Here is a 15,510-nt window from a genome sequence, read left to right as displayed (position 1 = left end):
AAGCGGCAGATGTATGGCCGAGCGGGGTTCCCGCTGCTCCGGCAGCCGATCCTGCTCAGCTGAACCCGCCCGACCACCGAATCTGTGCCAGAGCCGAAGATTCGGACAGTCCCCCGCGGCGTGCTTGTCCACGGCGATCTCACCGCACACCCCGACGAACGCGCGGGCGTCGGCACCGCGGCGGACGAAGTCGATCAGCCGGAGCACACTCGGGACCGGCGGGGCCCCAGCCTGGCAACGGAAGGGTGCCGCGCTCCGCGGGCCACATGCCGGACACAGCCAAGTGATCGACGGGCCGAGAACCTCCCGGGCTTGGCCCGGTGCTCGACGCAGGCCCGCGGTGGCCGGGCACGGCTGTCAACTCTCAGCGTTGGGGACGTGTGTTGGACGAGCGCGTCCGACCAGATAGAGGGCGCCGGCTCCGCCCAGGGTGGCGACGGCGGCGCCAGCCAGGACCAGATCATAGCTGCCGAGCAAGGTCACCACGAGGCCTGCCGCGAACGGGCCGGCTGCTCGGGCGACCACGACGAACACCGACAGCAGTCCGTTCACCCGGCCGTAGTTCCCCGCTCCGTAGTAGTCGGCGACCACCGTGCCACGCAACAACTCCGACAGCCCGAACCCGATCCCGAACAGCACCACGAACAGCGTGATCGACACCGTCGACCAGGGGCCGCTGCCGGTTGTGGCCAGCGGGAAGAACAGCGCGACCCCCTGCCCGGCGAAGACCAGGCAGGTGGCACGGTCGACCGGCAACCGCGCCGCCACCGCGGTCATCGCTAGCCGACCGACAACCTGCAAGAGACCGACCGCTCCGGACGTCAGGGTCGCCATCGTGAGCGAGTATCCCCGGTCCTGCAGGTAGGCCACCAGGCTGATGATCACCCCGAACTTGGCCGCGTTGACCAGGAACAACGACGTCGCGATCCACCGGAACGAGCGCGTATGGAGCACGACCGCGCGCAGGCTGATCTCCGGTACGGCGGCATCATGCCCGGCGCGCACAGGTTCCGCCTCGACGCAGCCGTCCGGACCCAGCCCCAGGTCCGATGGCCACCGGCGCAGCAGCAGTGCGTGGATCGGCAGCCCGATCAGCGCCACCGCACACGCCAGCACCAGCAGGGCATTGCGCCAACCGACGGAATCGACCAGCACCGCGGTCAGCGGGATGAACACGGTGCTGGCCAACCCGCCCACCACGGTAATGATCATAACGGCGCGGGCCCGGTGCACCCGAAACCACGATGTGGTCACCGCGAAGGCCGGCTCGTACAGCGTCATCGCCATCGCCACACCTGCCACCACGGACAGCACGAAGAACGCCCAGAGGGTTTCAACAAAGGACCAGCCGATGAGCATGCCGATGCTCAGCAGACTGCCGGTGGTCATCACGATGCGCGCGCCGCGCACATCGATCCACCTGCCGATCGGCACCGCGACCAGCGCGGAGACCAAGAGCCCCGTGGCATAGGCGGTATTCAGCTGCGCCACCGACCAGCCGAGCTCGGCGTTCATCGGACCGACCAGCACCGAGAAGGTGTAGATCAGTACACCCCAGGACACCAGCTCCGAGACGCCGAGGCCACTCACCATCAGCCAGCCGTACTGGACACGCCCACGCACTCGCCGCCCCAACGATCACTGGTCGGCTCGGACCAGGCACCGACGCGCGATCTCCCGACCGATGGGCAACGACGCGGTCGCGGCCGGCGACGGCGCGTTGAGCACGTGCACGAACTGCTCGTCCTCGGCGAAGGCGAAGTCGTCCACCAGCGTCCCGTCGTCGTGGATCGCCTGCGCGCGCACCCCGGCCGGTGCCGCGACCAGGTCGGCGGACTCGATCTCGGGGACCAACCGGCGCACTGCGCGCACGAACAGCGGCTTGATCATCGACCGCAGCACCTCGGCGCCACCCTCGCGCCAGTAACGCCGGGCGAGTCGGTGCAGGCCACGATTGGTCGCGACGTCCCGCACACCCGCCCAGTCCACCGACGCCTTGCTGTAGCCGTCCCTGGCGAACGCGAGCACCGCATTCGGACCGATGTGGACGCCGCCGTTGTTCATCCGGGTCAGATGCACGCCCAAGAACGGGAACGCCGGATCCGGCACCGGGTACACCAGGTTCTGCACCAGGTGCTCGCGGTCCGGCCGGAGTTCGAAGTACTCGCCGCGGAAGGGTACAATCCGCACGTCGTTGCGTTGTCCGCCGATGTGCGCCAGGCGGTCGCTGTGCAGGCCCGCGCAGTTGGCCACCCGCCGAGCGAGGACTTCCCCGCGATCGGTCTCCACCACGACTTCGCGCGACCGGCGGGAAAATCCGATCACCCGCGTCGAGCTCATCATGTGCACTCCGCGTTCGCGCAAGATCTCCACGAGTCTTCCCGCCACGGCGCCGAAATCACAGGTGCCGGTGCTGGGCACGTGCAACCCGGCCAGGCCCCGGACGTGTGGTTCGTGCTCGCGGATCTCCTCCGGCGTAAGCGGACGCACGGTCAGCCTGTTCGCCGCCCCGCGCTCTCGCAACTTCTCCAGCCGCGGCAGCTCCCCCGGCTCGGTCGCCACGATGATCTTCCCGGAGCGCGTGATCGGCAGACTGTGCTGTTCGCAGAACTCCGCCATCTCTTTCCCGCCGTCCCGGGCCATCGTGGCCTTGTAGCTGCCGGGCTGGTAATAGATGCCGCTGTGGATCACGCCGCTGTTGTGGCCGGTCTGGTGCTGGCCCCAGCCGTCCTCCTTCTCCAGCACGGCGACAGAGCGGGACGAGTCTGCGTCGGTGATGGCCAGTGCGGTGGCTAGTCCGACGATCCCGCCGCCGACCACGGCGATGTCGTAGGTCAGCTCGGTCATGTGGCCGCTCACACCCTGATCTCGAGCAGGGTCGGCCGGTCTCCGGCGAGGAACTGGTCGAGCTGCTCGGTCAGCTCCTCCACCGTGTTCACCACTTCGCCAACACAGCCGAACGCCCGGGCGTACCGCGCGAAATCTGGGTTGACCAGCGAGGTGCCCACGACGCGGCCGGGGTACTGCTTCTCCTGGTGCGCCCGGATCGTGCCGTACATCGAGTTGTTGATCACGACCACGAGCACCGGAAGGTCGTGTTGCACGGCGGTGGCCAACTCATTGCCTGACATGAGGAAGCAGCCGTCGCCGGCGAAGGCGACCGACATCCGTTTCGGGAACGCGGCCTTCGCCGCGATGGCCGCCGGCAGCCCGTAGCCCATCGATCCGCTGGTCGGCGCCACCTGCGCCGGGTAGCTGCCGAACGAGGAGTTGCGATGCACGGAGACGGCGTAGTTCCCGGCACCACTGGCGATGAGCGCGTCCGCGGGCAGCTTGCGGTAGATCACCGTGAGGAACTCTGCCAGGCGGACGGCCTCCCCCTGGTTCTCCGCCGCCGCCCAATCGCGGTAACCAGCCCGCGCGGCCGCGGCCCGGTCGGCCCACCGGGGCGCCGGCAGCGCATCCGCGGTGCTCAGTTCGTCGCAGAACGCCTCGATGTCCGAGTGAATGGCCAGTTCCGGCTGGTAGACCCGGCCCAGCTCATCCTCCCCGACATGCACGTGCACCAGCCGCTGGCGTGGACGCGGGGGCTCCAGCAGGCGGTAGCCGGCGGTGGTGATGGCATCCAGCCGGCAGCCGATTGCGAGCACCGCGTCCGCGGAGGTGATCTGCTCGGCCAGGCGCGGGTTCATCTGCACCCCGAGGTCTCCGACGTAGCAGTCGGAGGCATTGTCGAACGCGTCCTGCCGCCGGAATGCGTTCGCCACCGGCAACTGCCACGCTTCGGCGAACTTCTTGAACCCGTCCGCGGCGCCCTGGCTCCAGCCGGGGCCACCGACGATCCCGATGGGACGCTCGGATTCGGCGAGCAACGCCGTCACCGCGGCGATCTGCTCGCCGGTCGGGCGCGGGCGAGCTACCGGTGTGGCCACCACGGTCTCGGCTTCGGACTCCCCGAACAGCATGTCCTCGGGCAGCCCGATCACCACCGGACCCGGCCGGCCGCCGGTGGCCACCCGGAAGGCACGGCTGATCAGCTCCGGCAGGCGTTCGGTGTCCCGAATGGACACCACCCACTTCGCCAGGTCGCCGAAGGTCTGCTCCAGATCGAGCTCCTGGAAGGTGTCGCGGTGCCGGGCCCGGTTCGGCGGCTCGCCCACGAACAAGATCATCGGACTGGAATCCTGGGCGGCGTTGTGCACACCGACACTGGCGTGCGTGGCCCCCGGCCCCCTGGTGACCAGGCAGATCCCGGGCTTGCCGGTGAGCTTGCCGGTCGCCTCCGCCATCGTCGCAGCACCCGCTTCGTGCCGGCAGGTGACGAACGTGAACGACGGGTCGCTGTCGTACATGGCGTCCAGCACCGGCAGGAAACTCTCCCCGGGAACGCCGAATGCCGTGGTGACACCGTGTGCCAGCAACTCATCGACGACAATCTGACCACCACTTCTTGCGGCACCCATAATACCCTCCAGCAAGCATGAGAGGAAACGACCGCATGCCGCACGAGTTGCAGGCATGGGTCAGCCGACTAAGCCATACTGCGGACAGGCCCCGTGCGTATACGTGCTCCGTCCTGATACTTGCTCTTCTAGCTCACCATTGAATCTGGTTACGCGCCAGATGATTCATTCTCGGCAACGCGATCCGCGAACTTCAGCAGCACCTGAATGTGGCTACGCAGCAGCTTCCGCGTGGTATTTACGTCCTTGCGGCGGACCGCCGCGAGGATGTCCTCGTGCTGTGTGCCCTCGTCCACCGGGTCGGCGTTGTCATCCCAGCTCGCCAGTGCGATCAACGCGATCTGATCCTGTAGCTGATCAAGGAAGGAGATGATGAGGTCGTTGTCGTGCTGCGAATAGAGCACGCGATGGAATTCGCGGTTTTCCGCGGCCACCTTGACCCAGTCCCGCTCCTTCGCCGCCGCGGCACTGCGATCCAGCACCGCCGTGGCCTTCGCCAATGCCTCCATGTCGAAGTTCTCGAGCGAGCCGGCGACGATATCCGGTTCCAGCATCATGCGAGCCTGTTGGACCGAGCGGATCATGTGCGAGGTCACCTTGCGCACAGTCATGCCGTGATATGTATTGGCCTCGACGAGACCACGCCTGGACAAAACGATCAACGCTTCCCGGACGGGCGTTTTGGACGTCCCGAGAACCAGCGCAATCTCGCGTTCCACGAGCTGCTGACCACTACTCAACTGACCGGTGAGAATCCATTCCCGCAGCGCCGCCTCGACCAAGTCGGTGCGCGACACAGTCTTACCCAGTGTCGGATTCTTCAGCTGCGACAGATCCGGCATAACTTCGTCACCACTCCACTGGTTCCACTGTTTGACTCGGCTGGATTGTTGCTGCGCATCACAAGCGACCTCCGGTCATCATACCGATCGTTGCACGGCCAGAATCACCTAGGAAGTGGCTCCAGTAGGAGGTGGAGCTACGCCATCGAACCATCGATGCCCGCGGCGGCGCGAAACGTTGCCTCGAGCTGTCCGGTCGAGCCCCGCAGCCGGGTCTCCAGATGGCCGCGCCAGTTGTGGTCATCCCGGTCCGGGTAGTCGAGGCGGTAGTGGTCGCCCCGGCTCTCCCGCCGGGCCAGCGCGGCCTGTACGACGGCCGAGCCGAGGGTGACCTGGCGCCGGCCGTAGCCCGGACTGTCTCCGGCGAGCCGGGTGGACAGCTCGGCCAGCCGCTGCGTGCCCTCGGCCAACTCGTCCTCGGTGCGCAGAATGCCGCAGGCCGAGCTCAGCGCGGATCTGGCCGCGGCGAGCACGTACCGGTCCTCCTGCGTGCTTCCGGTGGGCAGCAGCGCCGGGCGCGGGGTCAGCCGTGGGCCGCCGACACCCCGTCGGTCGGCCCCGAGCTTCGCGGCCGTGTCCCCCGCTATCGCGCCCATGCCGACCACCTCGGTGCCGCCGCCACCGGCGAGCCGGTGCGCGCCGTGGGTCCCGCCGGCCACCTCGCCCACCGCGAGCAGCCCCGGGACGCTGGTGGTGGCGTCAGAGTTGACCCGCACACCTCCGTTCATGTAGTGCTGCGCCGGATAAACCGGAAGAACCGCGTTCTCCGGTGTCAATTCGAATGCACTGCAAGCTTGAACAAGACCGGTGTACTGCGCCTGCGTCGCCGGTGGCACGTCACGAAGGTCGAAAAGCAGCGCACCGTTCACACCTCGCCCGGCGTTGACCTCTTCCACGATCATCCGGCAGATGATGTCCTTACTTGGCACCTTCGTCTCGGAAATCACCGGTCGCCCCTCGCTGTTGCACAGCCGGGCGCCCTGATGCAGCACTGTGGTCGGCAGGTCGTAGCTCTTCTTGTGCGCTGAACTGAGCGTGACGAACGGTTCGTAGGAGATGAACTCCATGCCGACGAGCTCGGCCCCCGCCTCCAACGCCATAACGTATCCGGTGCCCTGACTGCCGGGCGGGTTCGTGGTGCGCTCGAACAACCCACCCGCGCCTCCGGTCGCCAGTACGACCACCGGTGCCCGCACGTCGAGCCAGTCGCCGGTCCGCGGGCGATACACCAGACCGCCACGCACCCCCTCGATCCCGGTGTCGAGCGCGACCAGCGTGGCACCGGTGAGCAGGGTCGCCGGTGCCGAACCGGGCGCGGCGAGGTGCTCGGTGAGCACCCGGCAGATCTCGTGCCCGACCATGCCCTCGGAATAGACCGCCCAGTCCGCCGAACTGCCGGCGCCGCGGCGGCGGGCGAGCTTGCCGTCGACCCTGTGGAAATCCACCCCCAGGTTCATTAGCTCGGTGACTTCCAGGCCGACGCGCTGGGTCAACTGCCGGACCACCGCGGGGTCGGCCAGCTCCGCCCCCGCAGCGAAGATGTCGTCGAACAATCGCTCCGGGGTGTCTCCGGGGCCTCCCAGCGCGGCGTTCAGGCTGCTGATCCGTGCCGACGCGCCACCGGAGCCGAGCGCGACGGCAACTCGGACCCCAGCGCACTGTGCCCGGTAGGCCGCCATCAACCCGCCCAGGCCGCCACCCGCGACCAGCACGTCGACTTCCAGGATCTCGATGTCACCCACGATGTTCCCTCCCCCACACTCAGGCGATGTCACGCCGCCCGGTCAGATTGCGGAACACAATTCCCTTCTGCACCTCGTCGGTGCCGTCGACGATGCGCAGGATCCGGGCGTCCCGGAACATCCGCTCGACCGGGTTCTCCTTGGACCAGCCCATGCCCCCGAAGATCTGCACGGCCATGTCGGCGACCCTGCCCAGCGCCTGGGTGGCGACAAGCTTGGCCACCGCGACCTCCTTGGCGAGTTGCCCGGCCAGCGTGAAGTCGTCCATGCCGCTCGCCCGCGCCTCGTCACACAGCTCGCATACCCGAAACGTGGTCGCCCGTGCGGAGAACCGCAGCGCCTCCATCTCCGCCAGCATCCACTGGATACCCTGCTTGCGGGTCAACGCCTCGCCGAACACGACCCGGTTCTGGGCGTATTCATGGGAGAGCGTGATGAGCCGGTCCATCATCCCACAGGAGAATGCAGCCATGTTGAGGCGCCGTTGCGCGATGCCGGCCATGGCAAGGCGCATGCCTTCGCCCTGCTCGCCGAGTACCTGATCGTCCGGCACGAAACAGTCCTCGAAGATGAGCTCGTGCTCGTGCAGTCCGCGCCAGCCCATCATGTCCTGCTTGCCGCCCACGGTGAATCCCGCCGTGCCGCGATCGACCAAGAACGCGGTCATCTCCGGCTTGCGCTGACCTTCCTTGCGGTCGGTCACCGCGAACAGGATGACGAAGTCGGCGTCTCCGCCGTGGGTGATGAAGTGCTTCACGCCGTTGATGACGAAGCCGCCGTGGACCTGCTTCGCGGTCGTCCTCATAGCGGCGACGTCCGATCCGGCGCCCGGCTCGGTCACCGCGAAGCAGTATTGCGCCTGCCGGGAGACGAGCGGGTCGAGATACTTCTTCCGCTGCTCCGGCGTGCACTTGGCCAAGGTCGCGTGCGGGCGGCCGAGCAGATAGGTGAACGGCCAGGCGGTGTGTCCGAACTCCTCCCACAGCGAGCTGAGTTCGCCGAGGGTGAGGCCAGGACCGCCGGAGGCCTCCGCCATGTTGGCGGTCCACAGACCCAGTTCCACCGAGGCTGCGGCCAGTTCCTGCCACGTCCGGTCGGGTAGCCGGTCCTCGGCGTCCATCGCGTGCTCGAGGGGCTGTAGTCGATCCCGCACGAAGCTTCGGGTCACTGCTCTGAACTCGCGCAATTCCTCGGTTGTCAGCGGCATCGGTCGCACTCCTCCTCAGAATCGATGAAATGCCCGACACGGGCGAAAGCTTGCTGGGCCCGAATGCTCCGCGGGACTGGCGAACTCCGTGCCGGCCGCACTCCGGCGACAGCGGCGAAAAGGCACTGAACACATGACGACAGCGATGTATGCTACTCTAGTATCTCATATACGAGATGTCAACCCTTTGGCGAGGTTCGAACACCCACCTCACGAGCCGGTGGCCGAGCCTCGAGATCCTGGAGGCGCCCGTGCCGCCCGTCGTCAGCGTGAACCCACGTACCGGAGAGATCCGGGAGGTATTCGGCGATGAATCCAGTCCCGATGACGTCGTCGCTGCCGCTGGCGCCGCGGCGGCCGCGGCACCCGAGCTGAACCGGCTAGGCCGGACCGCGCGGGCGTCGATGCTCTGGCGGATGGCGGACGGCCTGGAAGCCGACGCGGCGGCCATCGTCGAGACTGCGGACGCGGAGACCGCGCTCGGCGAATCCCGGCTGCGCGGTGAACTCGACCGTACGGCCTACCAACTCCGGTTGTTCGCCGAGGCACTCGACGAAGGATCCTATGTAGAGGCCGTGATCGAACACGCGCGGCAGACCTCGCTGGGCCCTCAACCGGATCTGCGTCGCATGTTGGTCCCACTGGGGCCGGTGGCCGTCTTCGGGTCGAGCAACTTCCCGCTCGCCTTCTCGGTCGGCGGCGGGGACACCGCTTCCGCGCTGGCCGCCGGCTGCCCGGTGGTGGTCAAGGCACACCCGTCCCATCCGGCCACCTCCGAGCGCACATACGCGGTGCTGGCGAAGTCTGCGTCCGCGGCGGGTGCCCCGGCCGGCACCATCGGACTGGTCCACGGCCACCACGCGGGAGCGCTTCTGGTGCAGCGCAGCGAGATCACCGCGGTGGCCTTCACCGGCTCGCAGCGGGGCGGTCGGGCCCTGCTCGACCTGGTTGGCGCCCGGCCGGACCCTGTTCCGTTCTACGGTGAGCTGGGCAGCGTGAACCCGCTGGTGGTCTCGCCCGAGGCGGCCCGCACCCGGCCGGAGGAGATCGGGGCCGGCCTTGCGCAGGCACTCACCCAGGGCGCCGGGCAGTACTGCACCAAGCCGGGGCTGGCGTTCGTGCCGGACGGTGAGGACGGGTCCCGCCTGTGCGCCGCGCTGACCCGCCGGCTCAGCGAGCTCGCCGAGCCACTGGTTCTCGCCAACCAGGGCATTCGCGACTCCTATTTCGATCAGGTCGCCGAGCTGTCCCGCCGCAAGGACGTGGCCTGCCTGGTTTCCGCCGCCCGGACCGGCGGCGCCGGGTACAGAGTGTCGCCGCACGTGCTGAGCGTGCCCACCACACAACTCGACCAGAGCCTGCTCGAGGAGGTCTTCGGGCCGTACGGGCTGATCGTGCGGTACGGCACCGAGGAGGAGCTGCTGTCCGCGCTGCGCCGGCTCGAACCCGCTCTGGCGGGCGCTGTGCACAGCGAACCCGGCGAGACCGACTTCACTCGCGCGGCGGTCGATACGTTGGTCGAGCGCGTCGGCCGCGTGCTGTGGAACTCCTACCCCCCAGGGATGGCGGTGACCTGGGCGACCCAGCACGGCGCCGGCTGGCCCGCCGCGACCGCTCCGCACACCTCCGTCGGGGTCACCGCGATTCGGCGGTTCCTACGCCCGGTCTGCTGGCAGGACGTGCCGGCCGAACTGCTGCCCGAGGAACTGTGGGACAACAATGTGACGGGGATTCCCCGGCGAGTCGACGGCAAACTGAACCTCGGCGCCTGAACAGGTCGCACAACGGGGAAGGGCCCCGCGCCAGATGGGGCGGGGCCCTGTGCCGTACTCGCCGAGCGAAGAATCAGCAGAATGCTCCGCGGTCACGAGGACGACGGGGAGGTCAGGTAGACCCCGCGGCCACTGGCGATCAGCATGCCGTCAGCGCTGTGCACCTTCGCCTCCGCGACCGAGATCTGCCGGCCGAACTTGACCACCTCGCCGCAGACGGTCAGGTCGCCCGGCGCGGCCGCCCGGTGATAGTCGACCCGCAGGTCGACGGTGGGCACCCCGCGCCCGGCCCGGGAGTACAGCGCCCAGTCCGCCGCGAGATCGATGAGGGCGGCCAAGATTCCGCCGTGCGTGGGCTCCCCTTCCGGGCGCACCACCCATTCCGGCCGCCACCGCGCAGAGATCTCGATGGCGCCGTCGCCGACGGCGTACACCTGCAACCCCAGCCACCGGTGGTATGCGCTGCGGTCGAACAGTTGTTGCACCGCCGCGGTACTCATTTCCGATGTTTCCATGCCGGCCCCTGTCCTATGAGAATGTGTTCAGCAGTTCGCTGGTCATGAGCACGACGAACAGCACGAAGCTGAACGCGAGCACGATGTTGACCATCGAGAGCGGCGACTCGCCCGGTTGTCGGGCCCCGAACTTCTTGGCGTTGAGCAGGTAGAGCAGTGCCGCCGTGAGGAACGGCATGAACAGCGCCCCGAGCGTGACCCAGGCCAGCACCAGGAAGACCGGCGAGCCAAGCAGCATGACCGGAATGGATGGGAAGGTCAGCAAAATCAGATAGAATCGGTAAGACTTGGTCTTCCGTAGGGGCACTGCGGCGTCTTCACCGCCTTCGTCGAGCGCATATTCCCTACCTTTATTGGCGATATTGCGGATGATGTCGGCAAAGAGATAGGAAACCCCGCTCCATACGCCGAGTACCGAGCTGAACGAAATTGCCCAGAAGCCGACCAGGAAGAGCCAGTAGGCCAGCTGACCGTAGCTGTCCCGCAGTGGGTCGGCCATTGCGAGAAGGCCTTCGGCGGAGTCGACGGTCCGACCAGATCCGTAGAGGAACGTGGCACCGATGACCAGCACTGAAATGGTGAAGATCGCAGTAGCGACGTAGCCGATCACCGAGTCGAGCTTCATCATCGGCAGGAACTCGCGCCCGCTCCAGCCTTTTTCTCGAACCCAGTAGCCGTAGGCGGTCAGCGTCAGCGTGCCACCTACGCCGCCGATGATGCCGATGACGTAGAAGACCGAGCCGTCCGGAAAGGTCGGGACGATGCCGGCGGCGATCGAGCCGAAGTCCGGCCGCACGAGCAGGGCGGCCCCGACCATGCCCACGAACATCAGTCCGACGCACACTTTCATGACCTGCTCGATCACCCGATAGCGGCCCACCAGCACGATGATGAAGGCGGCGATGCCGTGAATGATCGCCCAGACGCTGGCGTCGAACACCGGGAAGATCGCGGTAGCGGGGAGTCCCACCACTGACGGGCCGGCGGCCCCGAACATCAGTCCCCAGATCACCGCATAGATCGCCACGAGCACGATGGCGAACACGCTGATCGCCCGGAAGCCCTGCACGATGGTCTTTCCAGTGGCCAAGGTCCAGCGGCCGATGGCGATCGTGACGTAGTACTTGATGATCACCGCTGCGATGAAGACCCACACCAGGGCGTGCTGGGTCTTCTCCGCGGCCACGATCGCGGTGACCATATCGCCGACGCCGACGCAGGTCGCCGCGAGTACCAGGCCGGGCCCGACCTGCCGGAACGAGGGCCGGACCTGTCTGGGCGTGGTGCCCTCCGACCCGGCTATACCGGCCGCTCGGGTCGGCGGGTCGATTTCGGACTTTTCCACCATGACGTGGCGAACCTCCTGTGCGATGGGAGCGCCGGTACGGCGCTGGCTGCGACAACGAGGCAAGCCCGCAATCGGACAATGAGCGCGCCAGTGGTTCCCCGCAAAATGTGTCGGGTCACAGAACGCGTCGAATCCGCGAAGACATTCGAACCCGCCGCGCTATCAGCTCACCGTGCGTGTGCGAGCAGGGCGCCCAAGAACAGCCCATCTGACCCGACCGGCCGCCAAAGCCGGAAGATCGAGGGCCGGTGCGGCACGAGAATCTCACATCAGACCGCACGCGCCGTAGTGCCTCCTTAGCGCAACGCTGCTGACCTAGGAAGGGGCCGAACTCGACAGTCCATCGAGCTCGGATGACCACGGGCCGGTTGCGGCTTCGCTCCATTCCCGCTTGGAGGGCCACCCGTGTGGCGCCGCCGACGAGCCGGACGAACCCTCTCCCGATACCCGCAGTGTCGCCGGGTCGCCGTAGTCGCATACTAAGATACGAAGATATCGAAGGACGTGTCAAGAGTCACCTTGCCGAACTGGAGCCCTCCTGCCCGTAAGAAGCTCCGTCTACCTGGAACTTTGCGATGTGAGATATCATGTGCCAAGATATCGGCTGCCTGGGTCGGCGCTACGAGGCCGACCAGACCGGCACGCCGACCACCCTCCGCGACCGCGCTCGGTGGTGGACCCATCGACATCGGCGTGGGTCGCGGACGGCCCGACCTCACGAGGAGGCACGGGCGCCGAGGGGTTCGTCGACCACAGGTCTCATCTCTCAGAAAAAGGTGAGAAACAATGAACAATGCTCCGCCCCGGCCGCTCGACGGAGTTCGAGTCATCGATCTGACCAGGGTCCTGTCCGGGCCGTTCTGCACGATGCTGCTGGGCGACCACGGTGCCGAGGTCATCAAGGTCGAACAGCCAGAGGCTGGCGATGACTCACGACACCAGGGCAACCCGCGGATGGGCGACGAGAACACCGCCTTCCTCGCGGTGAACCGCAACAAGAAGAGCATCACCGTCAATCTGCGCAAGCCTGATGGCGTAGCGCTGATCAAGAAGCTGGTCCGTACCGCCGACGTACTGGTGGAGAACTTCCGGCCTGGCAAGACGAGCCAGCTCGGCATTGGATACGAGGACCTGAAGGAGATCAACCCAGAGCTGATCTACTGCTCCATTTCCGGCTGGGGGCCGGACGGTCCGTGGGCGCAGCAAGCCGGCTACGCGACCACCGCGGAAGCATTGTGCGGGCTGATGAGCCTGACCGGTGAGCAAGGTCGCGACCCGGCGAAGATCGGGGTGTCTGTTCTGGACAACCTCGCCGGGTTGTATGCCAAGGACGCCATCACCAGCGCCCTGCTGCTGCGCGAACGCAGCGGCAAGGGGCAGAAGATCGACACCTCGCTACTGGAGGCGGGTGTGTCGTTCACCAGCCTGAGTGCGATGGCCTACCTGTGCGCAGGGGTCATCCCCGAGCGCTGGGGCAGCGAACACCAGTGGAACGTGCCGTGGAAGGCGTTCCGGACCCTCGACGGCCATGTCATGTTGGCCACCGCCAACAACCGGCAGTGGGAGTACACCTGCCGCGCGCTGGGCTGCCCGGAGTTGATCCACGACCCGCGTTTCACCACATCGACCGCGCGGGTGGAGCACCGGAGCGAGCTCTACGAAATTCTGGACAAGGTGTTCGCCGGCTGGACCACCGACGAGGCACTCGCTGCACTGGAACGGGAAGGTGCCTCCGCCGCCCCGGTGAACAGGATGGACCGGGCGTTCTCCCATCCTCAGGTCCTGGCCAGGGAAATGGTCCTCGAGGTCGAGCACGAGACCGTGGGCCAGATTCCCCAGCTCGGGCACGCCCAGAAGTTCAGTGAGAGCCCGTTGCAGATCACCGCACCGCCGCCGGTGCTGGGGGCGCACACCGACGAGGTCCTGCGCGAGGTGGCCGGGTGCGGCGACGCCGAGATCGCCACATTGCGCGAGCAGGGCGTCATCTGACCCGGTTGCATCAGGACCAATCCGCCACAGACGATGGGAGAATCAGTTGCCTGACCACGGTGCGCCACCCGAGTTCGCGTCCGGACCGCTGACCGGCATCAAGGTGCTCGACCTGACCACCGCCTCCCCCGGCCTCTATGCGTCCATGCTCCTCGCCGACATGGGAGCCGAGGTGATCAAGATTTCCGCACCGGCCAAGGCCCGGTCCGACGCCAACTCCGGCCCGGCTACCGAGTACCGCGCGGTCTCCCCGGGGCATCTGGACCGCAACAAGAGAAGTATCCGGCTCAACCTCAAGAATCCGAAGGGCAAGGAGGTGTTCCTCCGGCTCGCCGAGTGCGCCGACGTGGTGATCGAAGGATTCCGCCCCGGCGTCACCAAGCGCCTCGGCATCGAGTTCGAGACCCTTCGTGCGAAGAACCCTGGATTGATCTATGCCGCGATGAGCGGCTACGGCCAGGACGGCCCGTCCGCGCTCCGACCCGGCCACGACCTCAACTACCTGGCGGAAGCGGGAGTCCTGTCGCTGCTCGGGCCCCAGGGCGGGACGCCGAGCGTGCCGCTGAACCTGGTCGCCGATCTGGGAGGGGCGGCCATGCACACGGTCGCTGGGATTCTGCTGGCACTGTTCGCCCGGGAACGCGGGCACCACGGACAGTTCGTCGATGTGTCCTATATAGACACCTCACTCGCGCTGCTGTCCGCCACTCCCACGGCCCGGGCACATTTCGACGGCTCGCCGTCGGTGGGGCGGGGTGGGGACGCGATGTCTGGTGCGTTCGCCTACTACGGCCTGTACACCACCGCCGACGGTGAACTGCTGAGCGTGGGCTGCCTCGAGCCGTGGTTCTGGACCCGGTTCTGCGAGGCGGTCGAGCGGCCCGACCTGGACGAGTTCACCTTCACCCCGGACCACTACTCCCGGGGTCCCAATGACAACGAGGTGTGGGTGCGCGGCGAAGTGGAGAAGATTCTGGCCGGGCGTACCGCCGCGGAGTGGCTGGATCAATTGGAGAAGTACGATCTGCCGGTGTCCCCGGTTCGCACGCTGGACGAGGTGGCGCGCGATCCGCAGACGCGGCATCGTGGCATCTTCGCCGGAACGACCGGCGAAACCCCGGTGGAGCGCCGGCTCGGCCTGCCCATTGTGCTTTCAGAGACACCGGGCACGATCCGGTCGGGCCCGCCGGTGGCCGACGCGGACGCCGAGGCGATCCTACGCAATCTCGGCTATTCGGAGGATGAGGTGGCATCGCTTCGTGGCGAGATCGGCGCGGATTGAGCCACTGAACCATTGTCAGCCTGACGTTTCAGCTGGTCAGCGGGTGCACGGTGTGGCGTGACCTCGAATGGGTGACACTGAGCTCTTTCCAACTTGATCTCAGCCAGCCTGGATCAGCACCATCACGGCCTGGACCAGGGCCGTCGCCCGGCCGGGGCAGCTGCGGATCTTGCGGAGCACCTGCCACGACCTGAGCTGGGCATTCGCGCGTTCTCCCGGGCCGCGTTGACGGACGTGCGCGACGTTGACCTGCTTCTGCGCCACCGACAGCCGCCGGTAGCGGCCGGTGTCCGGGTCGAGGCGACGACAGCGCTGCGGGACCCGGACCGCCGGACCGCCACCCTGATAGG

General features: G+C 67.2%; 12 protein-coding genes and 1 pseudogene. 3 read left to right on the top strand and 10 right to left on the bottom strand.

Translation table 11 applies throughout. From position 1 onward, the window contains the following. From ABZ881_RS30175 to ABZ881_RS30145, 7 genes are all read right to left on the bottom strand, one after another. On the bottom strand, nt 1–207 hold a 207-nt coding region (locus ABZ881_RS30175; RefSeq protein ID WP_358489322.1), incomplete at its 3' end, for a hypothetical protein. A 150-nt stretch (nt 208–357) separates the two neighbouring features. Then, a complete protein-coding gene (locus ABZ881_RS30170; RefSeq protein WP_358489319.1) occupies nt 358–1,593 on the bottom strand; it encodes an MFS transporter in 1,236 nt (411 codons plus the stop codon). Between the two features lie 45 nt (nt 1,594–1,638). Beyond that, a complete protein-coding gene (lhgO, locus tag ABZ881_RS30165; RefSeq protein WP_358489318.1) occupies nt 1,639–2,847 on the bottom strand; it encodes an L-2-hydroxyglutarate oxidase in 1,209 nt (402 codons plus the stop codon). A gap of 8 nt (nt 2,848–2,855) precedes the next feature. Continuing rightward, nucleotides 2,856–4,478 (bottom strand): thiamine pyrophosphate-dependent enzyme, encoded by a 1,623-nt coding sequence (locus ABZ881_RS30160; RefSeq protein WP_358489316.1) that lies wholly within the window; start codon nt 4,476–4,478, stop codon nt 2,856–2,858. A gap of 134 nt (nt 4,479–4,612) precedes the next feature. Beyond that, complete coding sequence (locus tag ABZ881_RS30155; RefSeq protein ID WP_358489314.1) at nt 4,613–5,305, bottom strand: GntR family transcriptional regulator; 693 nt, start codon at nt 5,303–5,305, stop codon at nt 4,613–4,615. 137 nt (nt 5,306–5,442) lie between these two features. Further along, complete coding sequence (locus ABZ881_RS30150; protein WP_358489311.1) at nt 5,443–7,047, bottom strand: FAD-binding protein; 1,605 nt, start codon at nt 7,045–7,047, stop codon at nt 5,443–5,445. 19 nt (nt 7,048–7,066) lie between these two features. Next, entirely contained in the window at nt 7,067–8,254 is a 1,188-nt protein-coding gene (locus ABZ881_RS30145) for an acyl-CoA dehydrogenase family protein (protein WP_358489310.1), read from the bottom strand. 251 nt (nt 8,255–8,505) lie between these two features. Between ABZ881_RS30145 and ABZ881_RS30140 the strand changes: the two genes are divergently transcribed. Beyond that, complete coding sequence (locus ABZ881_RS30140; protein ID WP_358489308.1) at nt 8,506–10,026, top strand: aldehyde dehydrogenase (NADP(+)); 1,521 nt, start codon at nt 8,506–8,508, stop codon at nt 10,024–10,026. 92 nt (nt 10,027–10,118) lie between these two features. On the opposite strand, the gene ABZ881_RS30135 is transcribed toward ABZ881_RS30140, so the two are convergent. After that, entirely contained in the window at nt 10,119–10,526 is a 408-nt protein-coding gene (locus ABZ881_RS30135) for a PaaI family thioesterase (protein WP_358489306.1), read from the bottom strand. A 28-nt stretch (nt 10,527–10,554) separates the two neighbouring features. Then, nucleotides 10,555–11,889 (bottom strand): Nramp family divalent metal transporter, encoded by a 1,335-nt coding sequence (locus ABZ881_RS30130; RefSeq protein WP_358489303.1) that lies wholly within the window; start codon nt 11,887–11,889, stop codon nt 10,555–10,557. Nucleotides 11,890–12,675: 786 nt separating this feature from the next. On the opposite strand from ABZ881_RS30130, the gene ABZ881_RS30125 reads away from it, so the two are divergent. After that, nucleotides 12,676–13,878, top strand: coding sequence for a CaiB/BaiF CoA-transferase family protein (locus ABZ881_RS30125; protein ID WP_358489302.1), 1,203 nt, complete (start codon nt 12,676–12,678; stop codon nt 13,876–13,878). A 46-nt stretch (nt 13,879–13,924) separates the two neighbouring features. After that, complete coding sequence (locus ABZ881_RS30120; RefSeq protein WP_358489300.1) at nt 13,925–15,160, top strand: CaiB/BaiF CoA-transferase family protein; 1,236 nt, start codon at nt 13,925–13,927, stop codon at nt 15,158–15,160. Between the two features lie 99 nt (nt 15,161–15,259). On the opposite strand, the pseudogene ABZ881_RS30115 reads toward ABZ881_RS30120, so the two are convergent. Further along, nucleotides 15,260–15,510 (bottom strand): annotated as a pseudogene (locus ABZ881_RS30115) (IS5/IS1182 family transposase); the annotation flags it as partial.

The organism is Pseudonocardia sp. NPDC046786 (assembly GCF_040645415.1).
In the GTDB taxonomy this organism is placed as follows: domain Bacteria; phylum Actinomycetota; class Actinomycetes; order Mycobacteriales; family Pseudonocardiaceae; genus Pseudonocardia; species Pseudonocardia kongjuensis.
The sequence above is the reverse complement of the archived record's forward strand: the minus strand, read 5'-3'. Positions and strand labels throughout refer to the sequence as shown.

Excerpts from the sequence above, each read along its gene's own strand:
- ABZ881_RS30170 (WP_358489319.1), bottom strand. The coding sequence starts at position 1,593 with ATGGTGAGTGGCCTCGGCGTCTCGGAGCTGGTGTCCTGGGGTGTACTG.
- lhgO (WP_358489318.1), bottom strand. The coding sequence starts at position 2,847 with ATGACCGAGCTGACCTACGACATCGCCGTGGTCGGCGGCGGGATCGTC.
- ABZ881_RS30155 (WP_358489314.1), bottom strand. The coding sequence starts at position 5,305 with ATGCCGGATCTGTCGCAGCTGAAGAATCCGACACTGGGTAAGACTGTG.
- ABZ881_RS30145 (WP_358489310.1), bottom strand. The coding sequence starts at position 8,254 with ATGCCGCTGACAACCGAGGAATTGCGCGAGTTCAGAGCAGTGACCCGA.
- ABZ881_RS30135 (WP_358489306.1), bottom strand. The coding sequence starts at position 10,526 with ATGAGTACCGCGGCGGTGCAACAACTGTTCGACCGCAGCGCATACCAC.
- ABZ881_RS30130 (WP_358489303.1), bottom strand. The coding sequence starts at position 11,889 with ATGGTGGAAAAGTCCGAAATCGACCCGCCGACCCGAGCGGCCGGTATA.
- ABZ881_RS30125 (WP_358489302.1), top strand. The coding sequence starts at position 12,676 with ATGAACAATGCTCCGCCCCGGCCGCTCGACGGAGTTCGAGTCATCGAT.